The 18,667-nt window shown below is 34.5% G+C and carries 16 protein-coding genes and 1 riboswitch; of the genes, 11 read left to right on the top strand and 5 right to left on the bottom strand.

Annotation, left to right across the window (positions count from 1 at the left end; all coding sequences use genetic code 11):
- Positions 1-86: 86 nt before the first annotated feature.
- From JM172_RS01355 to JM172_RS01345, 3 genes are all read left to right on the top strand, one after another.
- On the top strand, positions 87-602 hold the full coding sequence (locus tag JM172_RS01355) for a shikimate kinase (protein WP_214480242.1): 516 nt from the start codon (positions 87-89) through the stop codon (positions 600-602).
- Positions 603-624: 22 nt separating this feature from the next.
- Positions 625-813: a YqzE family protein gene (locus tag JM172_RS01350; RefSeq protein ID WP_214480241.1), complete on the top strand. Its 189-nt coding sequence runs from the start codon at positions 625-627 to the stop codon at positions 811-813.
- 379 nt (positions 814-1,192) lie between these two features.
- Positions 1,193-1,753, top strand: a complete 561-nt coding sequence (locus JM172_RS01345; RefSeq protein WP_214480240.1) for a hypothetical protein — start codon at positions 1,193-1,195, stop codon at positions 1,751-1,753.
- 251 nt (positions 1,754-2,004) lie between these two features.
- Here JM172_RS01345 and JM172_RS01340 read toward each other — a convergent pair whose 3' ends face one another.
- Together JM172_RS01340 and JM172_RS01335 are read right to left on the bottom strand one after the other, a co-directional pair.
- On the bottom strand, positions 2,005-2,817 hold the full coding sequence (locus JM172_RS01340; protein ID WP_214480239.1) for a YqhG family protein: 813 nt from the start codon (positions 2,815-2,817) through the stop codon (positions 2,005-2,007).
- Positions 2,795-4,495 carry a DEAD/DEAH box helicase gene (locus JM172_RS01335; protein ID WP_214480238.1) on the bottom strand — a complete coding sequence of 567 codons (1,701 nt, stop codon included), beginning with the start codon at positions 4,493-4,495 and terminating at the stop codon, positions 2,795-2,797. Before JM172_RS01335 ends, JM172_RS01340 begins: the two co-directional genes overlap by 23 nt.
- A 237-nt stretch (positions 4,496-4,732) precedes the next feature.
- A riboswitch (glycine riboswitch) is annotated at positions 4,733-4,824 on the top strand.
- A gap of 344 nt (positions 4,825-5,168) precedes the next feature.
- On the opposite strand from JM172_RS01335, the gene gcvT reads away from it, so the two are divergent.
- The 3 genes from gcvT to gcvPB are packed head-to-tail and all read left to right on the top strand — an operon-like array spanning position 5,169 to position 9,100.
- The gene (gcvT, locus tag JM172_RS01330; protein ID WP_214480237.1) at positions 5,169-6,275 is read left to right on the top strand and encodes a glycine cleavage system aminomethyltransferase GcvT; all 1,107 of its coding nucleotides are present in this window, start codon (positions 5,169-5,171) and stop codon (positions 6,273-6,275) included.
- Positions 6,276-6,303: 28 nt separating this feature from the next.
- Positions 6,304-7,650, top strand: a complete 1,347-nt coding sequence (gene gcvPA / locus JM172_RS01325; protein WP_214480236.1) for an aminomethyl-transferring glycine dehydrogenase subunit GcvPA — start codon at positions 6,304-6,306, stop codon at positions 7,648-7,650.
- Positions 7,643-9,100, top strand: coding sequence for an aminomethyl-transferring glycine dehydrogenase subunit GcvPB (gene gcvPB / locus JM172_RS01320; protein WP_214480235.1), 1,458 nt, complete (start codon positions 7,643-7,645; stop codon positions 9,098-9,100). Before gcvPA ends, gcvPB begins: the two co-directional genes overlap by 8 nt.
- Positions 9,101-9,272: 172 nt before the next feature.
- Here the strand turns inward: gcvPB and JM172_RS01315 are convergent, their stop codons facing one another.
- A complete protein-coding gene (locus JM172_RS01315; protein ID WP_214480441.1) occupies positions 9,273-9,596 on the bottom strand; it encodes a rhodanese-like domain-containing protein in 324 nt (107 codons plus the stop codon).
- Positions 9,597-9,804: 208 nt separating this feature from the next.
- Here JM172_RS01315 and JM172_RS01310 point away from each other — a divergent pair, with 208 nt between their 5' ends.
- From JM172_RS01310 to JM172_RS01295, 4 genes are all read left to right on the top strand, one after another.
- The gene (locus JM172_RS01310; RefSeq protein WP_214480234.1) at positions 9,805-10,638 is read left to right on the top strand and encodes a lipoate--protein ligase family protein; all 834 of its coding nucleotides are present in this window, start codon (positions 9,805-9,807) and stop codon (positions 10,636-10,638) included.
- Between the two features lie 822 nt (positions 10,639-11,460).
- The gene (locus JM172_RS01305; protein ID WP_214480233.1) at positions 11,461-14,028 is read left to right on the top strand and encodes a vitamin B12-dependent ribonucleotide reductase; all 2,568 of its coding nucleotides are present in this window, start codon (positions 11,461-11,463) and stop codon (positions 14,026-14,028) included.
- A gap of 312 nt (positions 14,029-14,340) precedes the next feature.
- The gene (mntR, locus tag JM172_RS01300; RefSeq protein WP_214480232.1) at positions 14,341-14,769 is read left to right on the top strand and encodes a transcriptional regulator MntR; all 429 of its coding nucleotides are present in this window, start codon (positions 14,341-14,343) and stop codon (positions 14,767-14,769) included.
- Positions 14,770-15,111: 342 nt separating this feature from the next.
- Positions 15,112-15,993, top strand: a complete 882-nt coding sequence (locus JM172_RS01295) for a patatin-like phospholipase family protein (RefSeq protein WP_214480231.1) — start codon at positions 15,112-15,114, stop codon at positions 15,991-15,993.
- A 72-nt stretch (positions 15,994-16,065) separates the two neighbouring features.
- Here the strand turns inward: JM172_RS01295 and JM172_RS01290 are convergent, their stop codons facing one another.
- Together JM172_RS01290 and JM172_RS01285 are read right to left on the bottom strand one after the other, a co-directional pair.
- The gene (locus JM172_RS01290) at positions 16,066-16,452 is read right to left on the bottom strand and encodes an SA1362 family protein (RefSeq protein ID WP_214480230.1); all 387 of its coding nucleotides are present in this window, start codon (positions 16,450-16,452) and stop codon (positions 16,066-16,068) included.
- Positions 16,453-16,519: 67 nt separating this feature from the next.
- Positions 16,520-17,473 carry a DUF1385 domain-containing protein gene (locus JM172_RS01285; RefSeq protein ID WP_214480229.1) on the bottom strand — a complete coding sequence of 318 codons (954 nt, stop codon included), beginning with the start codon at positions 17,471-17,473 and terminating at the stop codon, positions 16,520-16,522.
- A 379-nt stretch (positions 17,474-17,852) separates the two neighbouring features.
- Between JM172_RS01285 and JM172_RS01280 the strand changes: the two genes are divergently transcribed.
- On the top strand, positions 17,853-18,374 hold the full coding sequence (locus JM172_RS01280) for a YqhR family membrane protein (RefSeq protein WP_214480228.1): 522 nt from the start codon (positions 17,853-17,855) through the stop codon (positions 18,372-18,374).
- Positions 18,375-18,667 lie beyond the last annotated feature (293 nt).

Genomic DNA, 18,667 nt, shown 5'->3' with positions numbered 1-18,667 from the left:
ATGTTTTCGGCAATTAAGGAGGAAGTATTACAGCATTACATTAACTACATTATCATTTAAATACTTTATTACTGTGGGGGGATAAAATGAAAGCAGTTATCTTAACAGGCTTCATGGGTGCTGGAAAAACTTCTGTAGGAAAACGTTTAGGGGAAGAGTGGAAGTTACCAGTAATTGATACTGATGATTACATTGAAAAAAAAATGGGTAAAAAAATTAGTGAAATTTTTGAAGAGGATGGAGAGGATACGTTTCGTCAATATGAAAGAGAATTGCTACTTACACTACCAATAGAAAATGTTGTGATTACTACAGGTGGCGGAATCGTTATTCAAGAAGAAAATCGTAAATGGATGAATGAAAATGGTTTTGTTGTTTATTTACATTGTGATCTAGATCAGATTATTTCAAGAATAGAAGGGGACTCATCTAGACCGTTAATGAAAAATAACAAAGAACAGATTGAACAGATATTGACAACAAGACTTCCATATTACAAAGATTGTAATGTGACAATTGATACAACAAACAAAAGTATAGCGCAAATTATAGATGAAATTAATTTAGAGGTTAAAAAAAGCATAGGAGGAGATAATAAGTAGTAGATGGTAGGAGGTGTAGCTGTTGTCTACTAATGATTATGTAAAATACGTTACCCAACAAATTGTTAGTTATATTGATCAACCGAAGGAAGAAAGAAAAAAATATCGTCAGAAACGAAAAAATGAGCGTACTTCTTTTGGAAATCGATGGTTTGGTGTTTTGCCTTTCGCATTTTCGATGTTTGTTCACAGGAAGATAAAGACGAAGTAAACTCTCGACATTAAATGCTGTTTATTCTATTAGGAAATATAACTAGCGTTGGCATCTTTTCTTTTGTAACATGATGACTAACATATAAAGCAACTTTTTATAGTATAAACTTGGCGGTAATAGCAACAAAGTTTTTGAAAAAGGCTATACAGATAGCATAAGTGTTACACGCATATATGTGTATGTGATAGTTCTGAAAAACTGAATATGTTTGGATTAGAACATCTTCACTTATGAAGATGTTCTTTGTAGCGTTGAAAATGATAGTCAATTGAATGAAAAAAGTATAGCTAATTAGTCATCTATCCCTTACATTGTATATTCGTCCTGCATTTACTACTTATATATGACAGTATTTTATTTAAGGAGGGTATATGGGGTGATTCAAAAGGGTGACAAAGTGGTAATGCATAGTTGTGACGAGGCAATTAAACATAACGGTAAAATTTGGACTTGTAGAACTGATGAATATGAACGACATGGAGAAAGGCTTGTTTTTCTAAAAAATTATAGTGGCTGCTTCCCTATTGAGTATCTACAGAAGGTATATCTTAAATCAGAAAAACGAGAGCTGCTAAATAAATTAAACGAACAACAAGAAGAACTTGAAAGGCTAAAAGAGCAGTTAGACTGTTCTGTTGATGCTGCTACTGATTTTTTTGATGATAAAAGTTTTTATAAACATGAGTTGGAAAAAGCAAAAAGGGAAATTAAACATTTAACTGAAGAAAACAATAAACTTAAAAGGGAAATTAAACATTTAACTGAAGAAAACATTAAACTTAAAAGAGAAAGCAAGCATAACAATAAGGATAAAAAGAAGAATATGGAAGAGGAAAAAAAGGACGTTCAGCATGAGAAATATTTTACTGATAAAGATAATAAGAAACAAAAAAAAGAATCAAGAAAACAAGCGCTGGAAGAATATTTTGATAAGTAACCTTTAACGTGAGGCTGTTACTATATAGTTTAGGTAGGATAAACGTTGTTGCTATTGAGACTGATTAATAACAGCAACAAATAAATTTATGTAATTTACTTCATTGTAAATCTGAAAAGTTGCTACGAAAGCTTGATTTATACGTAATTATTTCTTATTACTAAATACAATAATCAATGCAAAAAATACCATTTATTATAAGTACATTACAAACACATATAGCCATTTGTTTTTGATGCTATAACATGACGTTATGCATCTTTTTTAATGTTGGACATTTGTCTAAGGTAAAATAAGCCTCCGTTTATTACTTTTACATTTATTGTAGGTTCGTATTGTTCCTGTAGTGCTCTTTTTTCTGTTTCATAACAATCAGGCTTTTCTTCTACGTCTTCATAAAAGTGATTTAATAGTGATAAATCCTCATTCCATCTTTCATGTGCTTCATCAGCCCAAGAATGATCTTCTTGTTCAATCGTGTAATTAATATGTTGCTTCAATCGTACTAGTCCACTTTGTGGCATAATAAGTGGTGACATGGTAAAGCATAGGTCAGGTATTTTAGGTGTTAACCGAAGTTTATTTAATTGCTCTTGGAAATTTGTTACTATCATGCCATTAATCATATGAAGACCTAAAGAATAGATATAGTCACGTTTGCGATCACATTCGTACGATATTAGCACATTGATACCTATCCAAGGATAGAGAGGGATACTTGAATGGTTTGGTGATGTCACGTCATCTTCATATAAACGAATGTACCCCGCTAATTTTTGTAGCGAGGCAAAGATCTGATGTAAACGAGGCGAACCAAAATGGACAACCTCACCTTTTTTTGTCGTTGAAGCTTTGCTCTGATCCGTAATGAGTGTAAGCTTCATGGGATTTGGTATCCCTCCTGTTTTCTCTAAATAATGCCAATAAAATGGTCTGTTCATCAATTCTTTATCAAGATCAACTGATAATTGTACAGTTAAATAGCCATTTTCATTTTCAATAACATGACAATCGTTTGATGTGAAAAAATGGTATAAAAAATTATGAATTTCCTGTTGATGCATGATTTTCCCTCACTTCATTATTAATGTGTTCAGCAAATTGTATGGCTGATGTTAAGTTATCCATTTTAATTTTCATTTCTCCTTCGCTCCTTGAGTTGAATAAAATATCTTGTAGCTGGTCCTCTAAATTTTTTATGTCTAATCTTGTCAGAATTTCATCTAGCTCGCCAACCACTCTTTCGAATAAATGTATTTTTTCATATAGTAGCTTTAACATATGTTCTTCTACAGTATGTTTAATAGCAAAATTATAAATAAATACATCATTTTCTTGACCGAGTCGATGTACTCGTCCAATTCTCTGCTCAAGGCGCATTGGATTCCAAGGTAAATCAAAATTTATAATATGGTTGCAAAATTGTAAATTTATCCCTTCTCCACCTGCTTCAGTTGCAATTAATACTTGGGCATGGTTTTTGAATAATTGTTGCATCCAATCTTTTTTACCTCTTTTAAAACCTCCTCTGAATGGAACTGATGATATACCGTGTTGCTGCAAAAACCATTGTAAATATAGTTGGGTGGCACGATATTCTGTGAAAATAATTACTTTATTATTTATGGACTTGATTAATTCCAAAGCTTTTATAGCTTTTGAATTTTGAGTAACTCCTTCTACCTTTTTAAGTAACTCTTCAATAAATAATGGTGGCTGAATAGGCTTGCCTTCTTCATCTTTTTTATTAAGCATATTTTTTAATGTATAAAATACAGCTTCGCGGCTACTGCATGCTTCTCGTTGTAACGTGATGATTGAAAATTGACTATTTATGTATAGATGACTATTTGTTCGTATATTATTTATAGAGTCATATAGTTCTTGTTCTTCATTCGTGAAATCAATTGGCACAGTTTGAACGTGCCTTTTCGGCCATTCAATACCAGTATCGCCTCGACGATTTCTGAGCATAACTTTATTTACAAGCTCTTTTAAATATTTATCATTTTCAACTGTGCGATTTTTAGCAGAAAAAGCTTGTTCAAAATATTCTTGATTACCTAAATGTCCTGGTTTAAGAAGCGAAACAAGGTTAAATATTTCTTCAATTTTATTTTGTATAGGTGTAGCCGTTAATAATAAACAAAACTTTTTCTTTAAATGCTGAACAAACTCATAGTTTTTTGTTTTATTGTTTTTTAATTTATGGGCCTCATCAATAATAATTAAATCATAGCTTTGCTCAAAGATAATCTCTCGATGTGGATTGCGTTTGGCTGTATCAATTGATGAAACAACAACATCACACTGCTCCCAAACATAACTTTTCTTTTGTTGAATTGCTGGAATGAAAAACTTCTCATTTAATTCTTTACACCACTGTGTAACGAGAGAGGCAGGCACTAAAATTAATACTTTCTTAACCAATCCACGGATCATGTACTCTTTTAAAATGAGTCCAGCTTCAATCGTTTTTCCTAAACCAACCTCATCAGCCAAGATCGCCTTGCCGTTCATTTTTTCTACAACCTGTTTTGCCACATCTAATTGATGAGGAAGAGGTGTGAGATTTGGTAAATGTTTAGGAGCTAGTAATCCATCAAATGTTGGAATTACAGAGTGTTCAGCTGCTTCAATTGCCAACTTATACAGGTTGTTATTTACCCATGGCCCATCATCGTTAATGAGTTTTAAAAAGTTTTCTTGCCAGGTTTCATCAAATTGAATATTAACTTTCATATGCTATGTCCCCCTTGTTATAAAAAGTTTCTTATTTCGGGGAAAATCATTGTTTTATATCGATTTGACTAAAAATCAGTATTGTAAGCGATTTACTTTAGCAAAACACGAACATTTAATCTTTTCCCGTCCTATAACGTTAGAAATATTATATTGCCGAATCAGGCCAACTAATGGTAGGATGATAGTATATTTTATTGTAGTATGTGCAAGTTTTAAAATTAATATTAAAAGCGAATGATGGTAGAGGGAGAGACTACGTATTTGTAGCGCCGAAGGAGCAAGCATTAATTTGTGAATCTCTCAGGCAAAAAGACTTCTACTTGACGCAACTCTGGAGAATGTTCTTCATTTTTTGCGACAGCAACGTATTACATAGCGAAAATGCTGAACTACCAAAGGGGCAAGCTTTATTGAACGAACAAAAATCGTATCAATAAGGTAAACTTTCAGGTACCAGGACAGAGGTCTTCACAACTATTTTGTGGAGTTACTCTGTCTTTTTTTGCATGTGCATTTGGGTAACGTTTGGATGTCCAAGCGTTTAGCTACTCGAGGTTACTTCACCATATCACCTGAAGGTAAATGGCACCTTCAAGTATATGTCTCCAGTGCTTGTGGGGAATAAACAAGACGCTTACGCATTTAATTATTACAAAGGGGAGGAAATAATATGTCTCAATTAAAACGTACACCTCTATTTGAAGTATACGAACAATTTGGTGCTAAAACGATTGATTTCGGTGGCTGGGATTTACCAGTACAATTTTCTAGTATTTTAGAGGAACATGAAGCAGTACGAACACGTGCAGGACTTTTTGATGTATCGCATATGGGGGAAATCACTGTTAAAGGTGAAGATAGTTTAGCATATTTGCAAAAAATGATGACAAATGATGTATCAAAGTTAAAGATTGGAAGTGCTCAATACACAGCAATGTGTTATGAAGATGGAGGAACGGTAGACGATTTATTAATATATAAAAAGTCTGATAACAATTTTTTGCTCGTTGTAAATGCAGCGAATATAACTAAAGATTATGAGTGGTTACAATCACACCTTTTCGGAGATGTTGTTCTAGAAAATATTTCAGAGAAAGTTGCACAGCTTGCTATACAGGGACCATTAGCAGAGAATGTTCTTCAAAAACTAACATCAACGAATCTACAAGACATTAAGTTTTTTAAATTTCTCGATAATGTAGATTTGAAAGGATACAAAGCCCTTGTTTCTCGAACAGGCTATACTGGGGAAGATGGGTTTGAAATATATTGCGATAACGAAGATTCTATCCATATTTGGAGAGAAATTCTTGAAGAAGGTAAGCTTGAGGGGATTCAGCCATGTGGGCTTGGAGCGCGCGATACACTTCGTTTTGAAGCTAACCTACCATTATATGGCCAAGAACTTTCAAAAGCTATTTCACCGTTGGAAGCTGGCATAGGCTTTGCTGTTAAAGTGAACAAAGATGTTGATCATTTTTTCGGGAAGCAGCGGTTAGTTGAGCAAAAAAATGCGGGTACAGTACGGAAGTTAGTCGGTATTGAAATGATTGACAAAGGCATTCCGAGACATGGTTATGATGTGTATGTAGGAGATGAAAGAATCGGTGAGGTTACTACTGGAACTCAATCACCAACTCTTAAAAAAAATGTTGGTCTCGTCTTGCTAAAAACTGAATTTACTGAACTAGGAACAGAGGTTGATGTTCAAGTACGAAAACGAAAATTGAGAGCAAAAGTAGTTTCAACGCCGTTATATAAGCGTCCAAAAAAATAAGTACTTTATAGAAGAGAGGGGTAAAGTTATGAAACATCGCTATTTACCAATGACTGAACATGATAAAAAAGAGATGCTTGAAGCTATTGGGGTCACCTCAATTGATGAACTTTTTAATGATATTCCAGAAGGTGTGCGATTTAATGGGGAATACAATATTAAACAAGCCTCTTCTGAACCTGAATTAACACGAGAAATGGCTGCACTTGCTGAAAAAAATGCCAATACACAAACGCATGCTTCGTTTCTAGGTGCAGGAGTTTATAGCCATTATATGCCAATTATAGTCGACCATGTTATTTCTCGATCAGAATTTTACACAGCTTATACACCATACCAACCAGAAATTTCTCAGGGAGAGCTGCAAGCCATTTTTGAATTCCAAACGATGATTTGTGAATTAACAGGGATGGATGTAGCCAATTCTTCCATGTATGATGGCGGAACAGCACTTGCTGAAGCAGCCATGTTAAGTGCAGGACATACACGTAAGAAGAAAGTACTCGTTTCAAAGACGGTGCACCCTGAATCAATCGAAGTTTTGAAAACTTATGCTAAGGGGCAGCATATCGAAGTTGTTGAAATACCAACAAATAATGGTGTAACTGATGTCAGTGAACTAGCAAAAGAAATGGATGATACGGTTGCTTCAGTAATTGTACAATACCCTAATTTCTTTGGACAAATTGAGCCATTAAAAGAAATAGAAGAAATAACACATTCAGAAAAAAGTATGTTTGTGGTATCAAGTAATCCATTATCATTAGGGGCTTTAACACCACCAGGTGCATTCGGGGCAGATATTGTTGTTGGTGATGCACAAGTGTTTGGCATACCTACCCAATATGGTGGTCCGCATTGTGGATATTTTGCGGTCACTTCGAAGCTTATGAGGAAAGTACCTGGACGCCTTGTTGGTCAAACAGTGGATGAAAATGGACGTCGTGGTTTTGTTTTAACACTTCAAGCACGTGAACAACATATTCGTAGAGATAAAGCAACATCGAATATTTGTTCAAACCAAGCGTTAAATGCATTAGCAGCTTCTGTTGCAATGACTGCGCTTGGGAAAAAAGGTGTTAAACATATGGCAACTCAAAACATACAAAAATCCCAATATGCAAAAAATCAACTTAAAGCACATGGCTTTGAAATAGCATTTGAAGGTCCTTTCTTTAATGAATTTGTCGTTAAATTACCAAAATCAGTAAAAGAAATCAATCGTAGGCTATTACATAAAGGGATTATCGGCGGATACGATTTAAGTAAAGATTTTGCTGAGCTAGAGAATCATATGTTAGTAGCGGTTACTGAACTACGTACTAAGGTAGAGATTGATACATTTGTGAAGGAATTGGGGGATGGCAATGAATAATCAAGAGCAACCATTAATTTTTGAGTTATCAAAGCAAGGGAGAATTGGTTACAGCTTACCAGATTTAGATGTTCCCGATATAAATGTTAATGATGTTTTACCTAGTGATTATATAAGGGTAGATGAGCCAGAGTTACCAGAGGTGTCCGAGTTAGACATTATGCGCCATTACACAGCTTTATCAAATCGGAATCATGGAGTTGATTCAGGGTTTTATCCACTAGGTTCTTGTACGATGAAGTATAATCCGAAAATTAATGAAAATGTGGCGAGATATAGTGGATTTGCAAACATTCATCCTTTACAAGATGAGGGTACAGTACAAGGGGCACTTGAGCTCATGTATGATTTACAAGAGCATTTAGTAGAAATTACTGGGATGGATACTGTAACGTTACAGCCTGCAGCTGGTGCACATGGTGAGTGGACAGGGTTAATGATGATCCGTGCTTACCATGAAGCAAACAATGATTACAATCGAACAAAGGTTATTGTACCAGATTCAGCTCACGGTACTAATCCTGCATCAGCAACAGTAGCAGGCTTGGAAACTGTTACAGTAAAATCTGATGACAATGGACTGGTTGACCTTGAAGATTTAAAGCGTGTTGTTGGACAAGATACTGCAGCGTTAATGCTAACAAACCCAAATACTTTAGGACTATTTGAAGAGAATATTGTTGAAATGGCGGAGATTGTCCATGGAGCTGGAGGGAAGCTTTATTACGATGGTGCTAATTTAAATGCGGTATTAAGTAAAGCACGACCTGGCGATATGGGATTTGATGTTGTTCATTTAAATCTTCATAAGACATTTACAGGTCCGCATGGTGGAGGTGGACCAGGTTCAGGGCCAGTAGGAGTTAAAGAGGATTTGCTTCCTTTTCTACCAAAACCAGTATTAGTCAAAAATGAAGCAGGTTTTACATTCGATTATGATCGCCCACAAGCTATTGGCAGAGTAAAACCTTACTACGGAAATTTCGGAATTAATGTTCGTGCTTATACGTACATCAGATCTATGGGTCCTGACGGATTGAATGCAGTCACCGAATATGCAGTGTTAAATGCAAACTATATGATGCGACGTCTTGCACCACATTTTGATCTGCCTTTCGATAAGCATTGTAAGCATGAGTTTGTACTGTCTGGAAAACGTCAAAAAAAATTAGGTGTGCGTACACTTGATATCGCTAAGCGGTTGTTGGATTTTGGCTACCATCCACCTACAATTTATTTTCCATTAAATGTAGAAGAATGTATAATGATCGAGCCTACAGAAACGGAATCGAAGGAGACACTTGATGCTTTTATTGATGCGATGATTCAAATAGCAAAAGAAGCAGAGGAAAATCCCGAAATTGTTCAAGAAGCACCACATACAACAGTAGTAAAACGATTAGATGAAACAATTGCAGCCCGTAAGCCGATTCTAAGATATAAAAAATAACGAAAACAAAGGATTCACCAATCTCTGGCGAATCCTTTGTTTTTTCTTAAGCTCTTTTTGTAAACTAATGTTGCTATTGTTTCAAAGAGTAAAGGTGTAATGAACTAACTAATACTATACAAGAGATTTTGAAACAGCATGATTGAAAATTGTAGGTGTGTCTTACTTGTAGTTACTTTTTAGCTTTAATTTTTCCAGACCATTTCTTAAACCCGCCTTTTAAATGGTAGAGGTCTTTAAATCCTTTTCTTCTCAACGTTTGTGCAGCTCTTCCACTTCTAATACTGCTTTGGCAATATAAATATACAGGTTTGTCAGGTCTAAGTTCATTAATTCTCATTTTCAATTGTGACAATGGAATATTTCTAGCACCTAATATATGCCCACCCTCAAATTCATTTTGCTCACGTACATCTATTAATTGAGCTTTTCGATATCCCTCACGAAATTGCTCCTCAGTTAATGAAGTTAATATTCTTCTGCGGTATACCGTCATAATTACAAAGTAAACGAGCACAGCACCAACGATAATTAATAATAGTTCCACGAGTAATCTACCCCTTTTCTTCTCTTTCTATCGACATACATTATTATATAAGGCTAGGCTTTGATTAGTAAAGGAAATCCTTATTACTTTTCAAATATATCTTACATTTGGTAGACTATAGACACGCAAAAGAAAGCTAAATAAAAGAGGTAGAGATATGAAAGAAAAATGGCGGTTTATCGATTCTGGAAATTGTTCACCTGCATTTAATATGGCATTAGATGAAGCATTATTAGAATGGCATAGTCAAGGTAAGATTCCTCCTACAATTCGTTTTTATGGCTGGTCGCCACCAACATTATCAATTGGTTATTTCCAAAAAATAGAGAGAGAAATTGACTTAGATGCTGTAAAAAAACACGGGTTAGGATTTGTAAGAAGGCCTACTGGTGGTAGAGGGGTACTTCATGACAATGAATTAACGTATAGTGTAATTGTTTCAGAGAAATATCCTAATATGCCTCATTCAGTAACTGAAGCATACAGAGTCATATCTGAAGGGCTATTAGAAGGTTTTAAAAAGCTTGGCTTAGATGCATATTTTGCTATTCCAAAATCAGAGGAAGAGCGAAGCAGCTTGAAAAATCCACGATCTTCCGTTTGTTTTGATGCACCTTCTTGGTATGAGTTAGTCGTTGAAGGAAGAAAAGTAGCTGGAAGTGCACAAACGAGACAAAAAGGAGTCATCCTCCAACATGGTTCCATATTACTTGATTTGGATGAAGATGTGCTTTTTAGTCTTTTCAAATATCCTAACGAACGTGTTAAAGAAAGGTTACAAAGACAGTTTAAAAATAAAGCTGTTGCGATCAATGAATTAAGGGAAGAGGAAGTTACAATTGGAGAGGCGAAATCTGCGTTTAAAGCAGGGTTTGCAAAAGGGTTAAATATTGATTTAGAACCGTATCAATTAACGCAAGATGAATTAGCGTATGTAAACGACATAGCAACAAAACGATATGAGAATGATGAATGGAATTTTCGCAAATAACTGAAGGCTCTTTTCCTAAAAGGTGTATAGATAACACAACTATTAGTTCTTTATGTGCTAGAAGCAGTTAGAAAATAGTCTCATTAATTCGCTGTTTTCGCATTAATTATTGCTTTTCGTAATTAAAGCTAAATACGATAATGACACCTTTCCTTGAGTACAATGAAGACTAACATGTAATTTGATAACAATACCAACAAAGTTTACGAAAAGAGTATATTAAATTGAAGAGGGTAACTCAGGATGACTTGTCTCATACCCTATATGCTGTATATGAAGGAGGTATGCACCTTACTATTATACAAGATATAGGGTATGAGATATGTCCTTCGTTTATGAGTTATCCTTTTTTCATTGGCTTCTTTTTGTTCTTATTCCTAAAATCTAATAAAAACAGTCAATCTATTTTTTTTGAAAAACTACGAACTCTACTTTTATTTTTGTAGATTGTGCAATAGTGACTTGACAATTCATTGATAGTACAGCCTTTTTACACCACTACTATATATTATTTGGGACATACTTCCTACAGATAAAATAATGCAACTTCTAAATTAGTTAGAAATTCGTATATTAAACTACATATGCGACTGTTTCCTTCATTTTTCTATGAAATGTGTTCTTTTTTTTGTTTGACAAATCATAGAACACTTGACCTAAAATCAATATATAGTATTAAATGATATAAATGTAACACTATATATTGATCAATAGGCTGAAATATGGTAAATTATCAATGACATCATTTTTAAACATATGAACAATAATACTTCGTGAGAATGTACATACAAAATAGTGATATTAATAAAGGGAGTTGTAGCAATGACTGTTGTGCTAAAAGAGAAAATGAAAGTGAACGTAGAGAGATTAAATAAGGATATTCAACTTTATCCCCAAGTTCATCAAATTTCACCAAACATGAAGTTAACCCACAAAGGGGTTTCAAGGCTCGTAATGCTTGATCGGTACTCGTTTAAAGATACTGAAAAAGTTACTTTATCAGCAGGTGATTTTGTTGTGTTAACGATTAAGGAAGACCCGAAATTTCCTGCCCGTGGCCTTGGGTTTATTGAAGAGATTGATTGGAAGAACAAATTTGCACAAGTAAGGATAGAGGAAGAATATCGTGGTGCACTTGAACGTGCTGAAGAAATTGAAACAGGCATTGTAAAACGCTCACTAGACGTAATTGAAAAGCCGTTGGAGATTTATTATGAGCAAATTGCAAAGCGTAATGCAACTGGGCTTGCATCCGTTGAGTCAACTGAAGAAAAGCGTAAAGAGTGGTTTGAGAAGTATTATGATGAATTAGTTAACCTGAACTTTGTCCCAGCAGGAAGAGTGTTGTATGGTGCAGGTGCTAACACTGATGTGACATATTTTAATTGTTATGTTATGCCATTTGTTCAAGATTCACGTGAAGGTATATCTGAACATCGTAAGCAAGTGATGGAGATTATGAGTCGTGGTGGTGGTGTTGGTACAAACGGTTCCACATTAAGACCCCGCAATACTCTAGCAAAGGGAGTAAACGGTAAGTCGTCAGGGTCAGTGTCTTGGTTAGATGATATTGCAAAGCTAACTCATCTTGTTGAGCAAGGGGGATCACGTCGAGGAGCTCAGATGATTATGTTAGCTGATTGGCACCCAGATATTATTGAATTCATTATCTCGAAAATGCAAAATCCACGTATTTTGAGATTTCTATTAGAAAATACAAGTGATGAAACAATTATAAAATGTGCTCAAGATAAACTAAAGTTTAATCGTTTGACAGAGCAGGACAAAGCAATGTATCAAGGGATTGTTAACTATAAAAACATGCCTGGTCTTGGTGGCTTTACAACAGAGATTATTCATGACGCTGAAGAGAAATTACAAGAAAATGGGACTTACAGTGTGCATAACTCAGAGTTTTTAACTGGAGCTAACATTTCAGTATGTTTAACGAAAGAGTTTATGGAAGCAGTTGAAGCAGACGGTGATTATGATCTTCGGTTCCCAGATGTAGAAAGCTATAATGAAAAAGAAATGCAAGAATATAATGAGAATTGGCATAAAATAGGAGATGTAAGGAAATGGGAAGAGTTAGGGTATAAAGTTCGTGTATATCGTAAAATTAAAGCAAAAGAACTTTGGAATTTAATTAATATTTGTGCTACCTACTCTGCCGAACCAGGCATTTTCTTCATAGATAATGCGAATGACATGACTAATGCAAAGGCTTATGGACAACAGGTTGTAGCAACAAACCCTTGTGGAGAACAGCCTCTTGCCCCTTATTCAGTTTGTAACCTTGCAGCTGTTAACTTAGCAGAAATGGCTGATAAAAATACGAAGACTGTGAATTTTGAAAAACTGAAACAAACGGTTGAAGTAGGCGTTAGAATGCAGGACAATGTTATTGATGCTACGCCGTATTTCTTGCAGGAAAATAAGAAACAAGCATTGGGAGAACGTCGTGTCGGTTTAGGGGTTATGGGACTTCATGACCTGCTTATTTATTGTGAAACAGAGTACGGATCAAAGGCTGGTGACGAGCTAATAGATCAGGTATTTGAAGTAATTGCAACAACTGCATATCGCGCTTCAGTGGAACTAGCGCAGGAGAAAGGAAGTTTTCCATTTCTTGTTGGTGAAACTGAAGAAGATACGATTAGATTGCGTACAGCCTTCACAGAAACTGGTTATATGAAACGTATGCCTGAAGATATAAAAGAAAATATTAAAAAATATGGAATTAGGAACTCTCACTTATTAACGGTAGCACCAACAGGAAGTACAGGGACGATGGTTGGTGTATCAACAGGACTTGAACCTTATTTTTCATTCTCTTACTTTAGAAGTGGAAGATTAGGAAAATTTATTGAAGTAAAAGCAGATATCGTTCAAGAGTATTTAGATGAAAATCCACATGTAGATGCTAATGATTTGCCAAACTGGTTTATTTCAGCGATGGAACTTTCTCCACAAGCACATGCGGATGTGCAATGTACTATTCAGCACTGGATTGATAGCTCGATTAGTAAAACAGTAAATGCACCACGTGGATATACTGTTGAGCAAGTTGAGAGGGTATATGAACGCTTATATAAAGGTGGCGCAAAAGGTGGGACTGTTTATGTCGACGGAAGTCGAGATGCACAAGTACTTACTTTAAAAGCAGAAGAAAATACTGTCGATAAGAAAGATGCAGAAATTCCTTCACGAGATTCAGTAAAAAGCCACGTAGTCTTAGTAGATACAATTAATGATTTGCGGTCGACTGATGTAACAATTGGATCTGAAATTGGTAATACATGTCCAGTTTGTCGTAAAGGAACAGTCGAAGACCTTGGGGGCTGTAATACATGTACTAATTGTGGTGCACAATTAAAATGTGGACTATAACGAGATAACACTACTTTATTCAACAAGTTAGCAAGGGTGGATGTTTACATACTCCATCCTTTTTCTTTTAGCAAAGCTCTTTACGTAAACTCTGTTGCTATCGTTATCAAATTCGTACCATAAAAAGTATACAGAAGAAAAGGTGTCACGAACGCAAGTTGACGACTTGTTTATTTGTTAATACGAAAAACAACAATCAATGCGGAAACAGCATATGAAAAAAACAAGTGAAATTCCCTTGTAACACTTCTCCATATATTGTACACTTTTAATGATTATTGTTATAAAAATGGAGTAATTGGAGGGTATATCATGCCTACACCAAGTATGGAAGATTATATAGAACAAATCTATATTTTAATAAAAGATAAGGGTTATGCGAGAGTTTCAGATATTGCCGAAGCTTTGTCTGTACATCCCTCCTCAGTTACAAAAATGGTACAAAAACTAGACAAAGATGAATATCTCATATATGAAAAATATCGAGGATTAATGTTAACCACAAAAGGAAAGAAAATTGGTAAACGCTTAGTTGATCGCCATGAATTGTTAGAACAATTTTTACGAATTATCGGTGTAAATGAAAGTGAAATTTACAATGATGTTGAGGGCATTGAGCATCATTTAAGCTGGAATGCAATAGACCGGATCGGTGACGTTGTACAATATTTTGAAGAAGATGCAAATAGAGTTGAATCCTTAAAGCGTATTCAACAAAAAACAGGTGAGAATCCTTCATAAAATAAGAGTAAGAATATACGTATCATCCCCATGTCAACTTAACTAAAAAAATGACTTATGTTAGAGAGGCCTTTTCTCGATATTCAATCGAGAAGAGGCCTTTAAATTTCTCTTTAAGCATGCTAAAATACATCATTCTAAACTTATAAACTGTTAGGAATGCTTTAATCCTTGCTTTTGAGTGTTCTACATACAATTCCCTTTTTCAAACAACTATTGATACAAGCGTTATCACGACAATTTTTCTACTTATTAAGAAGATGTATCCGTGCTGTTTTGTTCTAATTGATTCTACTTCTGATTAGACATGTAGAAGATGCATTTCTTTTAGGGGGAGTAGAGATGTATATTGATGGAGTGTTTTCGGGTGGTGGCATAAAAGGGTTTTCATTAATTGGCGCCTATCAAGCAATAGAAGAAAAAGGCTTACACTTCACAAGAGTTGCTGGAACGAGCGCTGGAGCAATTATTGCTGCATTTATTGCTTCCGGATATAGCAGTAAGGAAATACTTTCAATTATGGAGGAAGTAGATGTAAAGACATTTTTAGATGCTCGTAAATCAATTTTGCCTGCTGCAATTGGCAAGTGGATTCAACTCTATTGGAGAATGGGATTGTATAAAGGCGATGAATTAGAAAAGTGGGTTGGCAGAGAATTAAGGAAAAAAGGTGTACGTACTTTTAGGGATTTACCTAATGGTTCGCTGCGTTTTGTTGCATCAGATTTAACAAATGGAAAAATGCTTGTCTTGCCAAATGATCTTCCTAAATATGGAATGAACCCAGATAGTTTCTCTGTTGCAAAAGCAGTGAGAATGAGTGCTAGCCTACCATATTTTTTTGAACCAGTAAAATTATTAGTAAAAGGAAAACCTGTGATTGTTGATGGAGGAGTTTTAAGTAATTTTCCTATCTTTTTGTTTGATGAAGAAAAGAAACTGAAAAAACGACCTGTACTAGGTATTAAATTAAGTGCGAAAGAGAGTGAACAACAGAATAATAAGATAAATAATGCAATTGAGTTATTTCCAGCATTATTTGAGACAATGAAGGTAGCACATGATGAACGTCACATCTCGCGAAGACACGAAAGAAATATAATCTTTATTCCAATGAATCATACAGTTACAACTGAATTTTCAATTTCTGATGAAAAAAAGCAGGAGTTAGTGAAGCTTGGGTATGAGCAAACAAGTAGTTTTTTAAAAAAATGGTCCTATTAGTAGTGGTATATAGAAAAGAGAGTAGCTCAAATGCTTGGCTAATAGTTACTAAAAAAAAGAAGAACCAAGCTGTTAAAATGATGCTCGGTTCTTCTTTTTTCCTTTTTTTCCTTCTATAACAGTTAAATGTGGATGATTTTTACGCTTTTGAATGTTAGGGTGAGCAGCTTTGTTGGATTGAACAGATTTTGACATTGGTCTAGCTACTTGGTTGTTTCGACTACGTTCATTATATCGCTTTTTTGATTGCTTCACTGCTTTCTTGTATGCAGAATGTTCAGTATTTCTTTTGTTATTACCAGATAGTAACTGCAAAATCATATAAAAAATACCAAAAACAATCAGTCCCGTTATAAGAGTTAAAATAAGTGTTTCAGGTCTATTAAAAAGCACGTACAACAATCCCAGGCCACTTAAACTAATTATTATAATCATTGGTAAAGACGAGCGACGTTGCAACGAATCCACCTCCCTAAACATTCTATATAACTATTGTATTAACCAAAATAGGTCAAGTTGACAAATGTTATACAATTTCTTCAGTTTTATTTATAGCATTAGGGTCATTTTCTAAACGTAATAATTCATTAAATGAAGCAATGGCTACTTCAACTTGACTATCAGTTGGCTCTTTCGTCGTTAGTAATTGCAGCCATAATCCAGGATACCCTAAATAACGAAGCAATGGGATATCGCGTAATTTATTGGTAATTTGCAACACTTCAAACGAAATTCCTAATACTACTGGAATTAATGCGAGTCGATTCACAACTCTAAGCCATAACGGTTCTGTTGCAACAAATGGAAGCATGTAGACAAAAACGCCAACTATCACAGTAAATATAATAAAGCTACTGCCACAACGATAGTGTAATCTTGATTGATTTTGAACATTTTGGACTGTTAGTGGTAAGTCACTTTCAAATGCATTAATTACTTTATGTTCTGCTCCGTGATATTGAAAAACACGCCTAATGAGAGGAGTTAATGAAATAAAGTAAATATAAGCTAACAGCAATAATAATTTAAAAAATCCTTCAACTAAAATTTGTGATAAATCAGATGAAAAAATTGGACGAGTAAGTTCCGCCAAAAAAACTGGAATCAAAGTAAAAATAAATTTACCAAATAAAAATGATAGAATACCTACTGCGGCAACACCAAGTATCATTGCTAACTTTGACTCAGATTGTGAATGATCAATATTTTCATCTTCACTAGGATCGACATCGTATCTTTCTGTTGAGAAATTAAGATGTTTTGATCCATTTGCACTTGCTTCAAGAATTGCAATAATTCCTCTAAGAAAAGGAATCTTTTTCATAGTCGTTAAAGCTTGTTTTGATTTCCTAGGTAGCCGAAAATATTCAATTGATTGATCTTTTCTTCGTATTGCTGTTACATAGTGACGTTTTCCACCAAACATGACACCTTCTACAACAGCTTGGCCACCGTAAACCGGTTTGTTTTCTTGAGACATTCAATTCACCAACCTAAAAAATTCATTGAGAAACTTCATCCTATGTATATTTTACAAGAAAATAATAAAAACCTCTAGGTTGATGTGTCAATTGTTAAGGCTCTTTTCGTAAATTTTGTTGATATTTTTTATTATAGTAGAGCAATTTGAGAGATTTTACACGATTATTAATGTATTAAGAAGAACTCCTTTGCTAAATACATACCTATTTCATATCTGAATAGTATAAAAATCATACGAAAACAAGCGATGTAAATATATTATACCCGTTACAATATATATTTACACATCTCTGCTAAAATTTCCTATTTGTACCACAGTTATAATTTACAAATATAAAGAAAATGAGGGGATATACTAGTATAAGAGGTGACTAAATATGGAATCAGAGCAACAAACATTAGAGCAAAATCAAAAGGAAACCCCGCTGCCACTTGTTACAAAGGTTATAGTAATAGGTTTATGTGGTGGGTTATTATGGAGTTCAATCTCGTACTTGGCGTACATCCTAAATTTTACTGAATTGAGTCCTAACCTTGTGTTATTACCTTGGGCAATAGGAGATTGGAAAAACCAGGTTTTAGGAAATGTGATTGGCATCATTGTTATTGGTCTTTTGTCAATCTTAACAGCATTGCTATATTATGGATTATTTAAGAAATACGACAATCTTTGGGTTGGGATATTATATGGAGTTGGTTTATGGTTACTTGTATTTTATTTATTTAATCCAATATTTCCTAGTTTAAAAGACATGAACGAACTTTCAAGGAACACTGTTATCACTACAATCTGTGTTTACATATTATATGGTGTATTTATCGGATACTCCATTTCTTTTGAAGTGAATGAACTTAATGATCAAAGTCATCCGCAACAACCTTCAACAGAGAATGAATAGTTGTTAAAATATCTCTTTTCATATAATTTTATTCCTATTGAAATAAAATTAAAACAGCAAGTTGAGGCTAAATATGACTATCCTCTTTTAAAGAGAAGAAAGGACGTCAAGCTTGTAAACGTTTTTTATTTCTTCGAACGAAAAAATCATCAATTGAAAACAGCATTTGTAATCTTTGTGGCTATATTTTAATCAAATAACATTGGTATTAAAGAAAACTCCGTAAAGGAAAAAGCGACTGAAAGAAGCTTCAGTTTATGGTAGAATGTTCTATGATTGAACATTTCTTGTGC

Source organism: Bacillus sp. SM2101 (genome assembly GCF_018588585.1).
Taxonomy (GTDB): domain Bacteria; phylum Bacillota; class Bacilli; order Bacillales; family SM2101; genus Nanhaiella; species Nanhaiella sioensis.
Note: the sequence above shows the minus strand (reverse complement) of the source record. Positions and strands in the feature narration are given on the sequence as shown.